Here is a 19,724-nt window from a genome sequence, read left to right on the forward strand (position 1 = left end):
ACAAAGCCCTGCTGGTGCGCCGCCGCCGAACCTCGTTCGTCGCGGCAGCGCATGCCGCCATGGACAGACGAAGGCAAAGGGGCGCGCGAGGCATGCCACGTCCGGGTTCGAATCCCGGGGCGCCCACTGTTCGGAAGCTCATTCAGGTGGAGCAGCCGGCAAAAGCCGGTGTGTGGCGGGTTCGAATCCCGTCCGAACGCTGTCCGCAAGGACAGTCTCGTGATGAAAGCAGTACCCGCCGGTGCGGGCCGCGAGGCCCGCCGCGCGTCGGACCGGTTGCGGTTCCGCGCGATCGGCCAGGCGGCCGGACGGCCCGCGCGAACGCGCACGACGAAGCGATGCAGGATGCGTCGCCGTGCAGCGCCCGCGCCGGCCCCCGCGCCGCCCGCCCGATTGCGTCGCACCGCGATCCGCACGATGCGCGTCACCCGGCGGTCATTGAAGAAAAGGACAAGAATATGTGGAAGCGTCATGTTGTGAAAAAGAACGAACGCGCGCTGCTGATGAGCGAGGGCGATTTCGTGAAGGTGCTGGAACCGGGCGTGTTCAAGGCCTTCGATCCGTTCAAGCGCCTGTCGGTGCAGACCGCGCGTCTCGACGCGCCGCTCGCCGACCAAGCGCTGGCCGACTACCTGCGTCACGATGCGCAGGACGTGCTCGCGCACTATTTCGTCGCGATGGATCTGGCCGACGACGAAGCGGGCCTGCGCTATGAAGACGACGTGCTCGTCGAGATCCTCGCGCCGGGCACGCGCCGGCTGTACTGGCGCGGCCTGGCCGAGCACCGTCTCGAACGCGTCGATCTCGCGCAGGACAGCATGCTGCCGGCCGCGCTCGTGAAGCGCATCGCGCAACCGGCGCTGCGTGCGCGCGGCGTGGCGGGCCTGACGGGCGTGCTGCTGGCGCAGGTGCCGGCGTATCACGTCGGCATGCTGAAGATCGACGGCAAGATCGAACGGCTGCTGGACGCGGGCGTGTCGGCGTTCTGGCGCTTCAACCGCGACGTCGCGGTCGAACTCGTCGACCTGCGCGTGCAGGCGCTCGAAGTCGGCGGACAGGAAATCCTGACGCGCGACAAGGTCGCGCTGCGGCTGAACCTGTCGGCGACGTGGTGCTATGCGGACGTGCTGCATGCGTTCGGCCAGTTGCAGAAGCCGGTCGAACACCTGTATCGCGAGCTGCAGTTCGCACTGCGTGCGGCCGTCGGTACGCGCTCGCTCGACGAACTGCTGGAGGACAAGCAGTCGATCGACGACGTCGTGATCGCGCAGGTGCGTACGCGCCTCGAAAACTCGGGCGTGGACGTGCGCAGCGTCGGCGTGAAGGATATCGTGCTGCCGGGCGACATGAAGACGATCCTCGCGCAGGTGGTCGAAGCGGAAAAGGCCGCGCAGGCGAACGTGATTCGCCGCCGCGAGGAAACGGCGGCGACACGTTCGCTGCTGAACACCGCGAAGGTGATGGAAGAGAACCCGACCGCGCTGCGGCTCAAGGAGCTGGAAACGCTCGAGCGCGTCGCGGAACGGATCGACCGCATCTCGGTGTTCGGCGGTCTCGACCAGGTGCTGAACGGACTCGTCAGCATCAAGGGCGCTTAATGCATGAAACGGCGCGGCATAGAGGTGCCGCGCCGGACGAATGAACGAATCAGGTGAAGCAGATGAGCAACATGGATTATCAGTTGATGGAACTGGCGAACGGCAAGCCGGTGAAGATGTGGACGCAAGGCGTCGCCGTCGAGGACGAAGCGCGCGCGCAACTGCGCAACACCGCGCAGATGCCGTTCATCTTCCGCCACGTCGCGGTGATGCCGGACGTCCACCTCGGCAAGGGCTCGACGATCGGCAGCGTGATTCCGACGAAGGGCGCGATCATTCCGGCCGCGGTCGGCGTCGATATCGGCTGCGGGATGATGGCCGCGCGCACGACGCTGATGGCGTCCGACCTGCCGGACTCGCTCGCCGGGCTGCGCAGCGCGATCGAACGCGCGGTGCCGCACGGCCGCGCGCCGGGCCGCCGCGATCCGGGTGCGTGGGGCGATCGCACGCCGGCCGCCGTGACCGAATCGTGGAAATCGCTGCTGCCGGGGTTCCAGCGGATCGTCGACAAGTATCCGAAGCTGGAAAAGACGAACCACTACGCGCATCTCGGCACGCTCGGCACCGGCAACCACTTCATCGAAGTGTGCGTCGACGAAGCGGACCACGTGTGGTTCATGCTGCACAGCGGCTCGCGCGGCGTCGGCAACGCGATCGGCAGCCTGTTCATCGAACTCGCGCAGGCCGACATGCGGCAGCACATCGCGAACCTGCCGGATCGCAACCTCGCATATTTCACCGAGGGCAGCCGGCACTTCGACGACTACGTCGAAGCGGTCGGCTGGGCGCAGGACTACGCGCGGCGCAACCGGCAGGCGATGATGGACGCGGTGATCGGCGCGGCGCGCGGCGTGATCGGCAAGCCGTTCGCGGTCGACGAGCACGCGGTGAACTGCCACCACAACTACGTGCAGCGCGAACGCCACTTCGGCGAAGACGTGCTCGTGACGCGCAAGGGCGCGGTGTCCGCGCAGAAGGGGCAGCTCGGGATCATTCCTGGTTCGATGGGGGCGAAGAGCTTCATCGTGCGCGGGCTCGGCAACCCGGAAAGCTTCTGCTCGTGCAGCCACGGCGCGGGCCGGGCGATGAGCCGCACCGAAGCGAAGCGCCGCTTCACGGCCGACGACCAGGCGAAGGCGACGCAAGGCGTCGAATGCCGGAAGGACGCGGGTGTCGTCGACGAAATCCCGATGGCCTACAAGGACATCGACGCGGTGATGGCGGCCCAGCGCAGCCTCGTGGAAGTCGTGCATACGCTGCGCCAGGTGGTGTGCGTGAAAGGATAGCGCGGCGCGCGATCCACGCGCTCGTCGAGACGATGCTCGACACGTTCCTGCGCGACGTGGTCGACGGTCGGTGAAAGACGAACGGCGCGATGCCTGCGGGCATCGCGCCGTTTTCGCATCTGCACGCGCCCGGCCGCTGCCGGTGAGCAATGTGCGTGCCCGCACACTACGCGCCGTCGCGCCGAACGCAGCCCGTTGCGGCGGTATACTTGGTCCCGTTCGGCAAAACGCGCCGCGTCATGCGCCGCTGCACCCGACGTGCACCGCTTGCTGACGATGCGCTTGCAGTCCGACGTCTTCCGCCCGCCCATTCACAGCCGATACGAACCGTCATGTCGCACCGCCTTTCGCTCGCCCTCGCCGCCCTCCTTGCCGTTTCCCCTCTCGCTGCACAGGCCCGCCCGCTTTCGCGGCCGCCGGTCGAGCGCGCCTTCAAGAGCTGGTCGGTCGTCTGCGACAACGGCAACCGCTGCATTGCCGAAAGCAACGCCGACGACATCGACGATGCACGCACCGACCTCATCCTGCGCGTGACGCGCGATGCCGGCCCCGACGCGCAACCGTCGCTCGACATCTTCGCGTCGGCGCCACTGGATCTGCGCACGGCACGCGTCGACGGCCGCCCGTTCGACGCGATGCCGGCCCAATGGCATGCATTCGGCGACAAGCCGGACAATAACGACGCGCATCCGTTCCGGATCCGGACGAGCGATCCGGCAACGGTTGCCGCGTGGCTCGCCGCGTCGCGCAATGCGCAACTGCTGAGCTTCGGCGATCCGGCGTCGGCACAAGCATCTAGCACGCCGCTGTCGGGATTGAATGCCGCGCTGCTGCTGATCGACGACACGCAGGGTCGTGTCGGCACGGTCACGGCACTGCTGCGCCCCGGCAACCGGCCGGCGGCGTCGGTGCCGCCCGCGCCGGCGCTGCCGCCCGCGGTCGTTCCGGCGCCGCCCGTCGCGAACCTGTCGGCCGCCGAACAGCGCCCGCTCGTCGATGCGGTGCTCGCGAAATTCGGCGCCGACGTGAAGCAATGTGCGGCCGATGTCGAAGACGAAATGTCGGCCGGCGATCGCAGGAAGACGTCGCGCGCCGTGGCGATCTCGGCCGACGACGCGCTCGTCGCGATACCGTGCCAGACCAGCAGCATGTATAACCACACCGACCTGTGGTACCGCGTGCGACGGTCGGCGCCGTACGCGCCGACGGCGATGAATTTCGGCGAGAACGCGAACGCGGGCCTCGATTCGGCGTCGTTCGCGAACGAACTGACCGAGGCCGGCTACGATTCCGCCAGCGCGATGCTGTCGAGCAAGGTCCGCTTGCGCAGTGCCGGCGATTGCGGCTCGACCGCGTCGTGGATCTTCGACGGCCGGCGTTTCCTGCTCGCCGACATCGCGACGCACAGCACGTGCAACGGGCTGTTCCAGGATCAATGGCCGCGCCTGTATCGACGGGCCGACGCGTCGGGAAACCGCTGACGCGCGTGGCGTGCCGATTGCGGATCCCGCCAGAAACTGGCGCGCGGCACGCCCGCACACGCGTGCCACCATCACGTCATTCGCCGACGATCGAAATCGAGAACCCGTCCCAGCCCTTCTGCCCGACCGTCTGCACGGCCGTCGTCATGAGCTTCGGCTCGGCGGCGAGACGCGCGAACCCATCCTTCGCACCGACCACATCGGGCTCGCGATTGTCCGGATCGGCCACGCGCTCGCGGCGCACGACGTTGTCGACGACGATCACCGTGCCGAGGCATCTACCCGGTTCCACTGATCCTGATCCATCGCGCACCCCTTGTCTGCGGAAAAAGGCATTCTATGCGCGGCATCCCCATAAGCAACACACCATTCGTTCTAAGGACAGCAGCACACGTGCTCCTATAATCCGTCGACCATCACAACAACAGACGGAGCACCCATGACCGATCAGGCCTCTTCGAACTGGCGCCTCGAAACCATCGCCGTGCACGGCGGTTATCGTCCCGACCCGACCACGCGCGCGGTCGCCGTACCGATCTACCAGACCGTTGCGTACGCATTCGACGACACGCAGCACGGCGCCGACCTGTTCGACCTGAAGGTCCAGGGCAACATCTACACGCGGATCATGAACCCGACGACGGACGTGCTCGAGCAGCGGATCGCCGCGCTCGAGGGCGGCATCGGCGCGCTCGCGCTCGCGTCGGGGCAATCCGCCGTCACATACGCGATCCAGACGATCGCCGAGGCCGGCGACAACATCGTGTCCGCCAGTTCGCTGTACGGCGGCACCTACAACCTGTTCGCGCATACGCTGCCGCAATACGGGATCACGACGCGCTTCGCCGATCCGCGCGACCCCGCGTCGTTCGAGCCGCTGATCGACGCGCGCACGAAGGCGATCTTCGCGGAATCGGTCGGCAATCCGCTCGGCAACGTCACCGACATCGCCGCGCTCGCGGAAGTCGCGCATCGCCACGGGATCCCGCTGATCGTCGACAACACGGTGCCGTCGCCGTACCTGCTGCGCCCGTTCGAGCACGGCGCGGACATCGTCGTGCACTCGCTGACGAAGTATCTCGGCGGGCACGGCACGAGCCTCGGCGGCGCGATCGTCGATTCGGGCAAGTTCCCGTGGGCCGAGCACGCAGACCGCTTCAAGCGACTGAACGAGCCGGACGTCAGCTATCACGGCGTCGTCTATACGGAGGCGTTCGGGCCGGCCGCGTATATCGGCCGCGCGCGCGTGGTGCCGCTGCGCAACATGGGCGCGGCGATCTCGCCGTTCAACGCATTCCAGATCCTGCAGGGCATCGAAACGCTCGCGCTTCGCGTCGAACGGATCGGCGACAACGCACTGAAGATCGCGCAGCATCTCGCGCGCCACGAGAACGTCGAGTGGGTAAACTACGCAGGCCTGCCCGATCACCCCGACCACCCGCTCGTCGCACGCTACCTGTCGGGCCGCGCACCGGGCATCCTGACGTTCGGCGTGAAGGGCGGCCGCGACGGCGGCGCGAAGTTCCAGGACGCGCTGAAGCTGTTCACGCGGCTCGTCAACATCGGCGATACGAAGTCGCTCGCGACGCACCCGGCATCGACGACACACCGGCAATTGTCGCCGGTCGAGCTCGCGAAGGCCGGCGTGAAGGAGGAAACAGTGCGATTGTCGATCGGCATCGAGCATATCGACGACCTGCTCGCCGACCTCGACCAGGCGCTCGCGCAGCTTTGACCGAAACGGGCGCGCCGGCTACCACGTCGTCGCGCCCGCCGGATACGTGTCGACGATGCGCGTGCCGTTGACGGGCGTAACGCCCTCGTCGCGCAGCGCGGTCCACAGGTCGATCGCATGCTCGCGCGATTTGCGGCTGCCGTCGTCGGTCAGCACATTCAGCGCGATCACTTCGTCGCGTGTCGTCAGTTGCAGTTGCTCCTTCAACTTGCGCGACTGAAGCGACGTGGTACGGACATCGCGCAACACGATCCGCTTCTCCGCGACATTCGCGTCGCCGCCCGCGTCGGCCGGCACGAACGTGAGCCGGCCGTTGTCGACCTCGCATTGTCCGCGCGTGAACGTCGCGCTCCACTCGCCTGACGGCACGGCCGCGAACTCGCAGCGCATCCGTTCGTTCGCGCGGCGGCCGACGTCGTGCGCCGACGCATGCGACAGCGCCCGTTCCGGCCAGCCGGCCGCCATCGCGGCCGTCGACATCAAACAGACTGACAGCACGAATCCTGTTGCGATAGTGCGCATGCATGCTCCTTTTTGCATGGAGAACCGGCCGAGCGGCGTTGCCGCAGCCGGCCGAGAATGAACGCTCAACGCACCGCGAAGCGGTTGTCGTGCGCATCGACCATCGGCGCCTTCTCGCCGCGATGAACCGTCGAACGATGGATTTCCTGATTGCGCGCGACGGTGGCCGGGCTCGCCGGGTAGTCGTGATTCGGGCTCGGGATCACGCCGTCTGCCGCGCGCGCACCAGTTCCTGACGTACTTCCTGCCGGTCTTCGCCTGCGCGGCCACGGTCTGCGAGAAGGCCGCGATCGACAGCGCGGCAACGGCACTGGTGATCTTCGGTCGCGGAATGCTCATGTTGTTCGCTCCTTGCCGGGAATCCGTGACGGGAGCCTTCACTTTGATCCGGAGACGGTGCGGAATCGTGATCCCGGCATGACGGTTTCGTCATGGTTCGCGCATGCGCTGCGTCGCAGTGCGAATGAAATTCGTCATTGATTACTGTCGAAGCGCACGATCTCTATGCGGTCGGCGCTTGGCAACGCGCGAACGGGGAGCAGCGACGCTCGACGGCGGCACGCAAACGGCGCAGGCGTCGATCGGCTCCTATGGCTACGGCGGCACGCGCACGCAAGGCATCGTCAATCTCGGGTTGCGCCACCGGTTCTGATCGCGGCCGCGGCTCGCTCGCTCGCGCGTGCGTGCGTGCGTGCGTGACAAAAATTTCATGTCCCGATCAGGTTCCCGATGCGTCGTGCCGCTACGATCGGAACGGGAACGGGTCATGCCCGTTCCCACCCACGCCGCGGATCGCTGTCGCTCGGCACGATCACGCGTTAGGCCCGGACTCATTGAGTACCGGGCCTTTTTTTTGTCGCGAGCCGGACGATCAGGGCGTTGGATTGCGTTGCGGAAACAGGCACGGATGCGTCTTCACGTGCAGGTTCGGATTGCCGCAGCGATGCCCGGCGTAGTCGATTTGTTCGCCGGGCATGAGGTCGGCCGGCACCGGCTTGCGCGCGGCGGCCGACGCGGTCGTGCCGGTGTCGGAACGTGGCAATACGCAGCCCGCGAGAAACGGGACGATCAGGACTGCGATCAACGATAGGAGAATGGCGGGACGATGCACGTTTCGGTCCGGGATGAAAGTCTGAACAGGACCGCCCGCTTTTCATGCTGCTGTCGCGAACGGCGCGAATGCCATCGGCCGCGCGGGTCGTTGACAGGCTTCATGTTCCGCTCCCCGCTCATCGCGCCCATGACGCGAACATGACGATTGCGTCACGTCGATCGAGTCCGCACGGCGCATCGCCGTCTCACGCAATCTGACGGTTTTTTCATCTCCCGATCACGGTGGCGCACGGCTGCTTTCGCATACTGGGTCCATGGTTCGCCACCCGGCAACCCTGATCAAGGAGAGCACTCAATGAAAACGGCAAAACTCGCAGCACTGTTCGTCACCGCCACGCTGTCGCTCGGCATGGCGACGCAGGCCGCGTTCGCACAAGCGCAGACGCAAACGCAGGGCAAGACCCGTGCACAAGTCGTCAACGAACTGAAGCAGGCGCAGCACGACGGCATCGTGCCGACGAGCAAGACGCAATACCCGCCGACCAGCGAGATCATCGCGCGCAACAAGGAGCTTCACGGGATTTCAATGCATGGCGGCGAGAAGAAGCCGCAGGCCGACAACCACGACAACCTGGCGACGCGCTGATGCCGCTCGGTCGCACGATCGCGGGCAACGTGCCGCGCGCAACCGCCTTGCGGCGAACGCGCGGGCGTGCCCGCCCGCGATGTCAGGTGCGGACGGCGGCCGGCCGCTGCGGCTCGGCCGGCCGTCGCGGAAAGCGCAGCCAGAACGTCGTGCGCCGGCCGGGATCGCTGTCGACGCCGCATTCGCCGCCGTGGTTGTCCATGATCGACCGGACGATCGCGAGGCCGAGCCCCGTCCCCGACGCCGAATTGTGCCGCGACGGATCGACGCGATAGAAGCGCTCGAAAATCCGCCCGACATGTTCCGCGGCGATGCCGGGCCCCGTATCCGACACGGCGATCGTCGTCGCACCGCCCTGCTCCACGCAGTCGATCGTCACGACGCTGCCGCGCGGCGCGTAGGCGAGCGCATTGGACAGCAGGTTGCTCAACGCGCGCTGGTACAGCGTGAGATCCGCATCGACCCACGCGTGGCCGTCGACCTTCACCGACACGCCCGCATCCTCCGCAAGCGACTCGTAGTAGCCGGCGACACGCCCGGCCTCTTCCGCCGCATTCAGGCGCCGCACGTCGATCGACGTGCCGGCCTGTTCCGAGCGCGCCAGGAACAGCATGTCCTCGATCATTCGCGACAGCCGCTGATACTCGTCGATGCTCGACTCGATCACGTTGCGATATTCATCCGCGCTGCGCGGCTGCGACAGCACGACCTGCGCGGCCGCCTGCAGGTTCGTGAGCGGCGTGCGCATGTCGTGCGCGAGATTCGACGAGAACTGGCTCAGCCGCGTAAACGATTCGCTCAGCCGCGCGAGCATCCCGTTGAATGCGTGCTCGAGTTCCTTCAGTTCGCCTGACGTATCGAGTTCCGGCAGCGGATGCGCAAGCCGGCTCGTCGACATCTGCTCGGCGCGCGCCGCGAAACGCCGCAGCGGGCTCAAACCCAGCGCCGCGATGCCATACGCGATCGCGGCCGCGAGCACCACGCCGAACACCTCGATCACCACGATCGTAGAAGCATGCGTGCGCAACAGCAGCACGTCGGCGCTGCGGTCGTACTGCACCGCAACGCGCACCACGGGCGCACCCGCGCCGGCGAGCGGCACGGTCGTCACCAGATACTGGTGCCGCATGCCGGGCGGCGCGATGCCGACCGGCACGCGCCCCGCGTCCAGCGACAGCAGCGGCGCGTACGGGCGGAACCCGGGCGTGCCGACGAGGCGCGTGCCCGCTGCATCGTAGATCGCGAGATCCATGTTCGGATGGCCGTGCAACTGGTCGACCCAGATGTCGGTATTGCGCGCGACGTCGGCCGTCGTGCGCGCTTCGGCCAGATGCGAGCCCAACGCGGCGGAAATGCCGGCCATCTGCTCGGCTGCCGTCATTTCGACGCGGTTGCTCAGCGCCTCGTAAAGCGCGACGCCGCTCGATGCGAGGATCACCGACGTCGACAGGATGATCAGCGCGGTCAGGCGTCCGCGCAGCGTGCGCGGCAGCAGGTGCGCAATCATGCGGCCGCGCCGCCGCGCGCTTCGAGCACGTAGCCCATCCCGCGCACGGTATGGATCAGCCTCGGTTCGTATGCGTCGTCGATCTTCGAGCGCAGCCGCCGGATCGCTGAATCGACGACGTTCGTGTCGCTGTTGAAGTTCATGTCCCATACCTGCGACGCGATCGTCGCGCGTGGCAGGATCTCGCCCTCGCGACGCATCAACAGCCACAGCAGCGCGAATTCCTTCGCGGTCAGCAGGATCGTGTCGCCCTGCCGCGTGGCCTTGCGGCGCGTCAGGTCGAGTTCGAGGTCGGCCACGCGCAGCGTGTTCGAGTCGCGCGGCTGGCCGCGCCGCAGGATCGACTTGATGCGCGCGGTCAGCTCGACGAAATCGAACGGCTTCGCGAGATAGTCGTCGGCGCCGAGCTCGAGCCCCTTCACGCGATCGCCGACGTCGTCGCGCGCGGTGAGGAACAGCACGGGCGTCGACTTGCTGCGCCGCAGGTTCTGCAGCAGCGTCCAGCCGTCCTGCCCCGGCAGCATCACGTCGAGCACGAGCAGGTCGTATTCCTCGGTCTCGGCCTGGTGCTGGCCCGTGATGCCGTCCTCGACCCAGTCGACGACATAACCGGCTTCGGTCAGGCCCTTGCGCAGATACGCGCCCGTCTTCGGTTCATCCTCGACAATCAGAATTCGCATCACGCATTACCCTTGAAGAAACCCAGCCGGCGCAGCATGCCCATGCCGAAGCTGCCCCAAAGCGCGGCGCGCCACGACACCGCATGGCTGACGCGGTACAGCACGGGCAGCACCAGCAGCGTCAGCACCGTGGACGACAGGATACCGCCGATCACGACCGTCGCAAGCGGGCGCTGCACCTCGGCGCCGGTGCCGGTCGCGAACGCCATCGGCAGGAAGCCCAGCGACGCGACCAGCGCGGTCATCAGCACCGGCCGCAGCCGCGTAAGCGCGCCTTCGCGCACGGCGGCGTCGAGCGGCGTCCCTTCGTCGCGCAGGTTGCGGATGAACGAGATCATCACGAGACCGTTGAGCACGGCGACGCCGGACAGCGCGATGAAGCCGACCGCCGCCGTGATCGACAGCGGAATCCCGCGCAGCCACAGCGACACGACGCCGCCGCTCAGCGCGAACGGAATGCCGGTGAACACGAGCAGCCCGTCCTTCACGTTGTTGAACATCACGAACAGCAGCACGAACACCATGAACAGCGCAAGCGGCACGACGAGCTTCAGGCGCTCGCTCGCGCTTTGCAACTGCTCGAACTGCCCGCCCCACGACACCCAGTAGCCGGCCGGCACGCGCACGTCCTGCTGCAACTGCTCGCGCGCATCGGCGACGAACGAGCCGACGTCGCGGCCGCGCACGTTCGCACTGACGACCACGCGCCGCTTGCCGTCCTCGCGGCTGATCTGGTTCGGACCCGGCGCGACGTCGATCGTCGCGAGTTCCGCGAGCGGCACGTACGGCGCCGCCGCGAGCGGCGCGCTGGCCCCTGCCGCCGGCGCGGGCAGCGCGATCGGCAGCCGCTTGATCGCCTCGATGTCCGAGCGCAGCTCGTCGGGCAGCCGCACGACGATGTCGAAGCGTCGGTCGCCCTGGAACAGCGTGCCGGCCTTCTGCCCGCCGACTGCCGCAGCCACCGTGTCCTGCAGGTCGGCGACGGTCACGCCGTAGCGCGCGAGCTTGTCGCGGTCGAGGTTGACCGTGAGCACCGGCAGCCCAGTCGTCTGCTCGACCTTCACCTCCGATGCGCCCGGCACCTTCTGCAGCGCAGCCGCGATCTGCTCGCCGGTCTGGTTCAGCACGGCCATGTCGTCGCCGAAGATCTTCACGGCGACGTCGCTGCGCACGCCCGAGATCAGCTCGTTGAAGCGCAGCTGGATCGGCTGCGAGAACTCGTACGCATTGCCCGGCAGCTCGGCGAGCGCTTCCTCGATCTCGCGCACGAGCGTGTCGCGCGGCTTCTTCGGGTCGGGCCACTGGTCCGTCGGCTTCAGCATGATGTAGCCGTCCGACAGGTTCGGCGGCATCGGGTCGGCCGCGATCTCGGCCGTGCCGGTACGCGCGAACACACGCTCGATTTCGGGGAAACGCGCCTTCAGCGTCTTCTCGATCGACTTCTGCATCTCGACCGACTGCGACAGGCTCGTGCCCGGAATCCGCAGCGCAGCGACGGCCAGGTCGCCTTCGTTGAGGCTCGGGATGAACTCGCTGCCGAGCCGCGTCGCGAGCCCGAGCGTGACCAGCACGATCGCGCTCGCGCCGAGCATCACGCGCGCCGGACGCGTCATGAACGCGGCGAGCACCGGTTCGTATGCGCGCCGCGCCCAGCCCATCAGCCGGTTTTCCTTCTCCTCGACCCGCTCGCCGATGAACAGCGCGACGGCCGCCGGAATGAACGTGACGGTCAGCACCATCGCGGCCGCGAGCGCCATCACGACGGTGATGGCCATCGGGTGGAACATCTTGCCTTCGACGCCGGTCAGCGCAAAGATCGGCAGGTACACGACCATGATGATCAGTTGCCCGAAGATCAGCGCACGGCGCGCCTCCTGCGATGCGCCGAATACTTCGGCGAAGCGCTCGTCGCGCGTGAGCGGCCGCCCGGCCGCCGCCTGCGCATGCGCGAGCCGCCGCACGCAGTTCTCGACGATCACCACCGCGCCGTCGACGATGATCCCGAAGTCGAGCGCGCCGAGGCTCATCAGGTTCGCGCTCACCTTCGCGTTGACCATGCCGGTGAAGGTCATCAGCATCGACAGCGGAATCACGAGCGCGGTGATCAGCGCCGCGCGGATGTTGCCGAGGAACAGGAACAGCACGGCGATCACGAGGATCGCGCCTTCGAGCAGGTTCTTCTTCACCGTCGCGACGGCCTTCTCGACGAGTACGGTGCGGTCGTACACGGGTATCGCCTTCACGCCGGCCGGCAGCGTGCGGTTCACGTCCTCCATCTTCGCGGCGACGGCCTTCGCGACCGTCCGGCTGTTCTCGCCCATCAGCATGAAGACCGTGCCGAGCACGACCTCCTCGCCGTCCGACGTCGCAGCGCCCGTGCGCAGCTCGCGGCCGATGTCGACCAGCCCGACGTCCTTGATCCGCACCGGCACGCCGCCGACGTTGGTCAGCACGATGTTCGCGATATCGTCGACGGTGCGCGCCTGGCCCGGCACACGCACGAGATACTGCTCGCCGCGCTTCTCGATGTAGCCGGCGCCGACGTTGTCGTTGTTGCGTTCGAGCGCGCGCACGACGTCGGCGAGCGTCAGCCCGTACGACATCAGCTTCGCCGGGTTCGGCGCGACGCGGTATTCCTTCACGTAACCGCCGATCGAGTTGACCTCGGTCACGCCACGCACGTTCCTGAGCTGCGGCCGGACGACCCAGTCCTGCAGCTCGCGCAGGTCGGCCGCCGTATAGCGCGTGCCGTCGGGCTTGCGCGCGGCCGCGTCGGCCTCGACGGTCCACAGGTAGATTTCGCCGAGGCCCGTCGACGTCGGCCCCATCGCGGGCGCGATGCCGGCCGGCAGCTTGTCCTTCGCCTCCTGGATGCGCTCGTTGACGAGCTGCCGCGCGAAGTAGATGTCGGTGCCGTCCTTGAAGATCACGGTGACCTGCGACAGCCCGTAGCGCGAGATCGAGCGCGTCTGCTCGAGGCCCGGCAGCCCGGCCATCACGGTCTCGATCGGATAGGTGATGCGCTGCTCGGCCTCGAGCGGCGAATAGCCGGGCACGGCCGTGTTGATCTGGACCTGCACGTTCGTGATGTCGGGCACCGCGTCGATCGGCAGCTTCTGGTAGCTGAAGACACCCAACGCGGCCACGGCCGCGATCGCCAGCATCACGAGCCAGCGGTGCGCAATCGCAAAGCGGATCAGGCGCTCAAACATGGCGGAATTCCTTGAAACGGGGAACGGTCGCCCTCGCCGGACGGGCCGCGCGGCCGATCATTCGGCGGATCGCAGATCGGGTCGCACATCGGGCCGAAAATTGCGCAATGGCACGCGCGTCACGCTCACTCATGTTCCGCGCTCCCCTTGCCGAGTTCGGCCTTCAGCACGAAGCTGTTCGACGCCGCGTATTCCTGGCCGGGCTTGAGCCCCTTCAGCACTTCGGTCGCGCGTTCGTCGCGCCGCCCCGTCTCGACCGCCTGCGCGACGAATCCCTTCGGCGAGCGCAAGAACACCGACGGCGCGCCGTCGACGTCCTGCAGCGCGTCGCTCGCGACCGCGAGCGGCACGCCCTGCCTGCCCGCGTCGACCGATACGTTCACGAACATACCCGGCCGCCACACGCCGTCCGGGTTCGGCAGCACGACGCGCGCCGGCGCGGTGCGCGTCTGTTCGCCGAGCAGCGAGCCGACATACGCGATCGGGCCGCTCGAACGCGATTCGAACGCGGTCGCGCTGACGGTCGCGTCGCGGCCGACCCGCACATCGTTCAACCGTTGCGCCGGCACGGCCATCTCGGCCCATACCGTCGACAGGTCGGAGATCACGAACATGCTCGCATCGGCGGCGATCGCTTCGCCGGGCGTCGCATGCTTCTCGACGATCGTGCCCGCGAACGGCGCACGCAGCTCGTAACGGTTCAGCGCGCCCGCGCCCGCCGGCGCGTTCAGCGCAGCAAGCTTCTGCCGCGCGTTCTGCACCGCGATCTCGGCCTCGCGCAGCTGCACCTGTGCCTGCTGGTAGTCCTGTTCCGCCGAGATGCGCTCCTGCCACAGCGTGCGTTCGCGTTCGTAGGTTGCGCGCGCACCCGACAGCCGGCGTTCGGCCGTCAGCAGTTCGCTGCGCCGGTCCGCAAGATCGGTGCTCGCGATCACGGCCAGCACCTGCCCCTTCGCGACGTTCTGCCCGAGCGACACCGATACCTGCTCGACGATGCCGGCCACGCGCGGCACGACGTGCGCGGTGCGATCCTCGTTGAACTTGATCTCGCCCGGCAACTGGAACGGTGTCGCGATCTGCGCGGGGCCGGCCTTCGCGAGCGCGATCTTCGATGCTGCCAACTGTGCGTCGGTCAGCGCAATCGCGCCGTCGGCGCGCACGAACGGGAACGACGCGGCGTCGCTGCCCGCCTTGACGTCGATCGTCGCATCGAACACGTGCGGCTTCGCGATCGGCTGCGCGGACACGAACTTCTGGCCAGCCGCGTCGAAACGCATGGGTTCGTGCGTGCGGTCGTACCGGACCAGCGTGCCGGACACGGTCACGCCCTTGGTCGTAGGCTTGCCGTCGACGAACGGGTAGACGACGAGCCGCGCGTCACCGGGCTTTTCCGTCATGACGATCTCGACGGCGAGCCTGCCGCGCTTCAGCACGACCCCGCCGCGCGCGCCGGCGCCATCGGCCGGCTGTGCGGCTTCGGCGGCCGACGGGGCGGACGCGCTGCCGCCGCCCCGCGTGACGGCGAGCGCGCCGAGCACGATCCCGGCGCCGCCGAGCACGGCCGCCGCAATGATGAAGATTCTGCTGCGTGACATGATGATCCTTCAGGTGAGAGGGGCGCTTATTGCGCGACGGCCGCGAGCGGCGTGCCGACAAGCCGGCCGATGTCGGCGCGGGCCGCGTGCGCGTCGGCAAGCGCGCGCACGTATTGCGATTGCCCCTGGAACAGCGTGCGCTGCGCGTCGAGCACGTCGAGGAAGCCGAACTTGCCGAGCTGGTAGCCGCGCGACATCGCATCGAGCGCGGTGCGCGCGCCGGGCAGGATGTCGGTCTTCAGGCGCCGCGCCTCCTGCGCGGCGGCCTCGAAGTTCGCGTAGGCCTGCGTCAGCTCCAGCCGCAGCCGCGCGCGTTCGCGATCGAGATTCGCGTTCGCGCGCTCGGCCTTGTGCGTCGCTTCGAGCAGCGCGCCCTTGTTCGTGTTGAACAGCGGAATCGGGATCGACACGCCGACGACGGCCTGGTTGTCCGGCACGCCGCCCGCGGTCACGCGTTTCACGCCTGCGCTGACCGTCACGTCCGGAATGCGCCGTGCGCGTTCGAGCGACACGGCCGCGTTCGAGCGCAGCATCTCGGCACGTGCGATACGCGTGAGCGGCGCGTCGTCGAGCCGCTCGACGAGCGCGGGCAGCGGGTCGACCGCCGGCACGACTTCGAGATCGCCGACCGCATCGAGCCGGTCGGTGCGCGCGCCGCCCATTGCCGAATTCAGCCTTTCGCGCGCGACGTCGACGCGGCCGCGCGCGGTCGTGACTTCGATCAGCACGGCCGCGGCGGCCACCTGCGCCTTGGTCGCTTCGACCGGCGACACCTTGCCGGCCTGCGCGCGCCGCCCGGCGAGATCCGCCGAACGCGCGGCGATCGCCGCCGATTCCTCGGTCACCTGAAGCTGCCGTTGCGCGGCGAGCAAGCCGTAGAACGCGGCGATCACGTCGGCGCGCACGACGGCGCCCTGCTCGTCGAGCGACGCATCGGCGGACTGCCGTCCGTACGACGCGACGTCGAGCCGCGCGCTGCGCTTGCCGCCCAGTTCGATCGTCTGGTTGAGCAGCACGGTCGACGTGCGCTCCGCGCGGCGAAAGCCTTCCTGCAGGAACGAGAGTTCCGGGTTCGGGCGCGCACCGGCCTGCATCAGCGCGCCCGCGGACGCATCGACGTCGGCGAGCGCGCCGCGCAGCGCCGGATTGCTGCGTACGGCCGTGTCGAGCGCGTCGGCGAGCGTCAGCGGCGCGGCAGCGGCCGCATCGGGCTGCGGCGAAGCGGCTGCGGGCAGCTCGCCTGGCGTGGCGGGTGGCGGGGACGATTGGGCATGCGCTGTCACCGCCGTCGCAACGACGGCGAGCGCAACCAGAGTGTGCGTGAACATGTGCGAGCCTGCGGTTACTGTTTCGCGACCGATGCTACGGAGCGACCGCAGTGCAAACATGAGGCGAAGATGATATTTCCGTCATCTTCGGCGCGGCGGCGCGTGAGCGTGCAGCACATGCCGACCGCGGCGGCGGGACCGCCACCATGCGCGGCGATTGGGTGAAGCGGCGTATCGCCTGACTGAGCTGCTGGAACAACGTGGTCCGCTCGTGGATAGGTGAGCGGCGCACATCGCATCGAATGCGGTAGTTGTCCAGCAACGCGCCGGAGATCACGGTGCCATGAACCTCGCGGTGCCGCTTCACTGTCCGTGGAAGTGCCCACCTCCCGGTGGACAATCCGTGTTACCCGATCTAGTTCTTGGTCGCGTCGACCTTTACCTCAATCCTCGTATATTCCGGTCCTAGCAATTGCATTCGCTCAGTTTGCCCGCGCTCGTCCGTCATCCCGACATAGCGGGTCGCGCTCGTGGTGATTCGGTAACAAACGTGCGCAAGCGGCTTCGAGGAAGACCCAAGGAGCAACGCTTTATCTTCGGTGCGCGGTGTCCATCTTTCCGTCGTGACGATACGCGCCGTTGCAGGCTGGCGCTCGTCGCCACAGGTAAAAAGATCGACGTCACGTGCGGGACCGGGTGTAGCCGCCGTAACTGCATAGCTGCTAACACCCCGCAAACCCGGTAGATTGCATAGACTCTGACAACCTTCCGATGGGCATTTCGGAACAAATTCAACGCCGACTTGATGCGCGTCGTCGGGGGCACGATTGCCGTCCTTGCCCTGAATGATCCGCTCGTGAATCCATACGTCCTGGGGATTCATTCCCAGTTGCACAAGGAAAGATTTCATCGCCTCGCCGCGCAATTTTGCCAACTCCTTCGGATTGCGCTCCCACGCAAACGCGGCCGCATCTACAGTTGCGGATGCCCCTTCACGCGTCCACTCTCTCGCAGTCAGGAAGTGCCTAACAAGGCTCAACCGATCGCTGTTGCCAATCTCGATAGAGTTCAACGCCAATTGCATATTGTCTTGTTCCAGAACCTTACATGCATAGGCCTGCGACGAGCAGTTCGCAAACACCAGAAGAAGCAATATCAATCGTTTCATTTTTTTGGACCGGTTAACGCGCCAAAACGAACCATGCGATGCTGTCTGCATTTCCAATAGCCTGCTCAGGATGTTCCTTCGCCAATCGTTCGCAAGCCCAACGACCATACGCGCCCGGGTAGTCCTCGGAACCAAACGTATCTATAAAATGCGAACACTCGTGAACTATCGTAAGTTGCTTCGAGGATAGATTGCTCGCGGAGCGATCAGGCAGCGAGCAGAAATGGATATTAATCGCAATCGTATGCGTCGCAGTATCCGGACGACAGACGTGGGCCACTTCTCCGTCGAGACCCTTCATGTTTGGCAAGCAGCCAGTAGCCAAATCCGCGTCAGAGCCGGGACGCACGAAGTTCTTGGCGGTCAGGTCCGACATGACTGTCACGAGAGCCCTGAGGCCCGCAGTCAACCGGATTCTGATCGCGTTGTCAGGCGAACCAAACCACACGGCAACCCGGGCCTGTATATCGGGTGTCCAACGCGCCAGCTCGGCTATTCTCTGCTTGGTAATGACAACGGCCTCATCTCGCAACCCCAGAACAAGCTTCCTGAATTCTGCATCGGTCATGTTAGGGCAGATAGGCGGACCATTCAGTGACAACGGAATGACGACTTTCGAACCGCGGACCGTGTTCGACTCGCCCTTCCCGACGTGAATCCAGTCACCGTTGTCTTGCGTATTTGCATCGTCTGTTGCCATGTTCTTTACTCTCCCACATGAATCTCGATGTCCATTGCTTCTCGGCTCGACGTAACAATTCGGCTGGTATGGCCGGTAGCATCCGTAGCGCCGCAGAATACTTTTCCGGACGCGGTACGGATGCGATATTTCACGTGTGCCAAGGGTCGGCCAGTATCGGCGTCGCACAGAAAAAATTGTTCGTCGTGTTCAGTGTGAATCTCCAACAACGAACGTGGAGTGCCTTTCCCCGTCAGCGCTGCCGCTTCCTCTGCCGTGAAAATCATCCTCATGTTGCGTTCCGCGTAGAAAACCGGCGGCGGGCTGCAGTTGCACACGTTGATATCGCCGCTCAATGCCCATTGCTTGCCGTTCGGGCCCGTGCCGGGCCAGCGCGGCCCCTTCGGCGCAATGAATCCTTCTTGCTTGCAAGCCGTGCAGTAGGTTTTCATGCCGAGCGTGGCGATTTGTACTGCCGGCGGCGGATTAGAACAGGTCACTGTGTCGAGACCCTCGGTGATGATCGCGCTCCCGGCGCGGTCGCCCTGGGCGAGGAAAGACCGGATCATGTCGCCGCCTCTTGGTCAACCACGGTCGCCAATTTCACCACCGTGAAGGTATCGGCGAAGCCCCTGCCTTCACGCTCCGGGGAGTCCGTCACCGCATCGCCGTTTGAGAGTTCGCTACCAACGAAGGCGAGCGGCGTGAAGTCCGGGTAATCCGCGATGCCAAGGCCGCTGATTATTCGGGCGGTTGAGCCGTCCTCATAGTGGACGACGTTTCCCACGACAGCAGACTTGCCGAGCGATTCGCCCACGTCCCACGTGCCGGTTGCTTCGCGCAGCACGCCGCCCCTCGCGGTCGTCGCCCCTTTCACGGCCAGCCGATAGCGTGGGCGCGCGGGCGGCGGTACGTAGGCCGGATCGAACAAGCCGGGAATCGACTCGTCATCGGTTACCCGGATGCCGGCTCCGTCTTGTAACGTTTGAGTGATGACGTCGCCGTTGCTCAGTCGCGAGCCGACCAGCGCGATCGGCTTGCCCTCCGACGTGGCGGCAAATCCCGCCCCGTCGACGACAACGGCCTCGCTGCCGTCGTCGTATTGAACGACGTCGCCGACGCGGGCCAGCGTCAGCCCGCGATAGCTCGTCTTACCCGCGACTTCGGCAACCCAACCGCCGCGCTCGGTACGTGAGCCGATGGTCGCGAAAAGATGGGTAAAAGCCTTTGCTTCTTGTTCGTTCGTCATCCTGCATCCCTCTCCGGTTAAGTGGGTGAAATGTGCTTCACGCCA

17 protein-coding genes, 1 tRNA gene and 2 pseudogenes are annotated in these 19,724 nt (G+C 66.5%); 7 read left to right on the plus strand and 13 right to left on the minus strand.

The window, feature by feature from the left end; all coding sequences use genetic code 11:
* Positions 1–127: 127 nt before the first annotated feature.
* The 4 genes from ABD05_RS37690 (at position 128) to ABD05_RS18255 (ending at position 4,365) form a co-directional block, all read left to right on the plus strand.
* A tRNA-Phe gene (locus tag ABD05_RS37690) sits at positions 128–200 on the plus strand.
* A 258-nt stretch (positions 201–458) separates the two neighbouring features.
* On the plus strand, positions 459–1,598 hold the full coding sequence (locus ABD05_RS18245) for a slipin family protein (protein ID WP_047903631.1): 1,140 nt from the start codon (positions 459–461) through the stop codon (positions 1,596–1,598).
* Positions 1,599–1,660: 62 nt separating this feature from the next.
* Positions 1,661–2,884 carry an RtcB family protein gene (locus tag ABD05_RS18250; RefSeq protein ID WP_047903632.1) on the plus strand — a complete coding sequence of 408 codons (1,224 nt, stop codon included), beginning with the start codon at positions 1,661–1,663 and terminating at the stop codon, positions 2,882–2,884.
* Positions 2,885–3,216: 332 nt separating this feature from the next.
* The gene (locus ABD05_RS18255; RefSeq protein WP_047901569.1) at positions 3,217–4,365 is read left to right on the plus strand and encodes a DUF1176 domain-containing protein; all 1,149 of its coding nucleotides are present in this window, start codon (positions 3,217–3,219) and stop codon (positions 4,363–4,365) included.
* Positions 4,366–4,441: 76 nt separating this feature from the next.
* On the opposite strand, the pseudogene ABD05_RS18260 reads toward ABD05_RS18255, so the two are convergent.
* Positions 4,442–4,636 (minus strand): annotated as a pseudogene (locus tag ABD05_RS18260) (methyltransferase); the annotation flags it as partial.
* Between the two features lie 168 nt (positions 4,637–4,804).
* Between ABD05_RS18260 and ABD05_RS18265 the strand changes: the two are divergent.
* Positions 4,805–6,100 carry an O-acetylhomoserine aminocarboxypropyltransferase/cysteine synthase family protein gene (locus tag ABD05_RS18265; protein WP_047901571.1) on the plus strand — a complete coding sequence of 432 codons (1,296 nt, stop codon included), beginning with the start codon at positions 4,805–4,807 and terminating at the stop codon, positions 6,098–6,100.
* An 18-nt stretch (positions 6,101–6,118) separates the two neighbouring features.
* Here the strand turns inward: ABD05_RS18265 and ABD05_RS18270 are convergent, their stop codons facing one another.
* Positions 6,119–6,622, minus strand: a complete 504-nt coding sequence (locus tag ABD05_RS18270; protein ID WP_047901572.1) for a hypothetical protein — start codon at positions 6,620–6,622, stop codon at positions 6,119–6,121.
* Between the two features lie 65 nt (positions 6,623–6,687).
* Entirely contained in the window at positions 6,688–6,828 is a 141-nt protein-coding gene (locus tag ABD05_RS39540) for a hypothetical protein (protein ID WP_238594157.1), read from the minus strand.
* 291 nt (positions 6,829–7,119) lie between these two features.
* Between ABD05_RS39540 and ABD05_RS37695 the strand changes: the two are divergent.
* A pseudogene (locus tag ABD05_RS37695) lies at positions 7,120–7,274 on the plus strand (porin); the annotation flags it as partial.
* Between the two features lie 219 nt (positions 7,275–7,493).
* On the opposite strand, the gene ABD05_RS38955 reads toward ABD05_RS37695, so the two are convergent.
* A complete protein-coding gene (locus tag ABD05_RS38955; protein WP_238594158.1) occupies positions 7,494–7,664 on the minus strand; it encodes a hypothetical protein in 171 nt (56 codons plus the stop codon).
* A gap of 366 nt (positions 7,665–8,030) precedes the next feature.
* On the opposite strand from ABD05_RS38955, the gene ABD05_RS18285 reads away from it, so the two are divergent.
* Positions 8,031–8,321: a DUF4148 domain-containing protein gene (locus ABD05_RS18285; protein ID WP_047901573.1), complete on the plus strand. Its 291-nt coding sequence runs from the start codon at positions 8,031–8,033 to the stop codon at positions 8,319–8,321.
* A gap of 82 nt (positions 8,322–8,403) precedes the next feature.
* Here the strand turns inward: ABD05_RS18285 and ABD05_RS18290 are convergent, their stop codons facing one another.
* The 9 genes from ABD05_RS18290 to ABD05_RS18330 form a co-directional block, all read right to left on the minus strand.
* Positions 8,404–9,828, minus strand: coding sequence for a heavy metal sensor histidine kinase (locus tag ABD05_RS18290; RefSeq protein WP_047901574.1), 1,425 nt, complete (start codon positions 9,826–9,828; stop codon positions 8,404–8,406).
* Positions 9,825–10,508 (minus strand): heavy metal response regulator transcription factor IrlR, encoded by a 684-nt coding sequence (gene irlR, locus ABD05_RS18295; protein WP_047901575.1) that lies wholly within the window; start codon positions 10,506–10,508, stop codon positions 9,825–9,827. Before irlR ends, ABD05_RS18290 begins: the two co-directional genes overlap by 4 nt.
* Positions 10,508–13,720, minus strand: a complete 3,213-nt coding sequence (locus tag ABD05_RS18300; protein ID WP_047901576.1) for an efflux RND transporter permease subunit — start codon at positions 13,718–13,720, stop codon at positions 10,508–10,510. Before ABD05_RS18300 ends, irlR begins: the two co-directional genes overlap by 1 nt.
* A 125-nt stretch (positions 13,721–13,845) precedes the next feature.
* Positions 13,846–15,315 carry an efflux RND transporter periplasmic adaptor subunit gene (locus tag ABD05_RS18305; protein WP_047901577.1) on the minus strand — a complete coding sequence of 490 codons (1,470 nt, stop codon included), beginning with the start codon at positions 15,313–15,315 and terminating at the stop codon, positions 13,846–13,848.
* Positions 15,316–15,341: 26 nt separating this feature from the next.
* Positions 15,342–16,643 carry a TolC family protein gene (locus tag ABD05_RS18310; protein WP_047901578.1) on the minus strand — a complete coding sequence of 434 codons (1,302 nt, stop codon included), beginning with the start codon at positions 16,641–16,643 and terminating at the stop codon, positions 15,342–15,344.
* A gap of 355 nt (positions 16,644–16,998) precedes the next feature.
* A complete protein-coding gene (locus ABD05_RS18315) occupies positions 16,999–17,751 on the minus strand; it encodes a hypothetical protein (RefSeq protein WP_047901579.1) in 753 nt (250 codons plus the stop codon).
* Between the two features lie 13 nt (positions 17,752–17,764).
* Positions 17,765–18,451, minus strand: coding sequence for a M35 family metalloendopeptidase (locus ABD05_RS18320; RefSeq protein ID WP_047901580.1), 687 nt, complete (start codon positions 18,449–18,451; stop codon positions 17,765–17,767).
* A 5-nt stretch (positions 18,452–18,456) separates the two neighbouring features.
* The gene (locus tag ABD05_RS18325; RefSeq protein ID WP_047901581.1) at positions 18,457–18,999 is read right to left on the minus strand and encodes a PAAR domain-containing protein; all 543 of its coding nucleotides are present in this window, start codon (positions 18,997–18,999) and stop codon (positions 18,457–18,459) included.
* A complete protein-coding gene (locus ABD05_RS18330; protein WP_047901582.1) occupies positions 18,996–19,679 on the minus strand; it encodes a PAAR domain-containing protein in 684 nt (227 codons plus the stop codon). Before ABD05_RS18330 ends, ABD05_RS18325 begins: the two co-directional genes overlap by 4 nt.
* Positions 19,680–19,724 lie beyond the last annotated feature (45 nt).

It is taken from the genome of Burkholderia pyrrocinia, from assembly GCF_001028665.1.
Taxonomy (GTDB): Bacteria; Pseudomonadota; Gammaproteobacteria; order Burkholderiales; family Burkholderiaceae; genus Burkholderia; species Burkholderia pyrrocinia.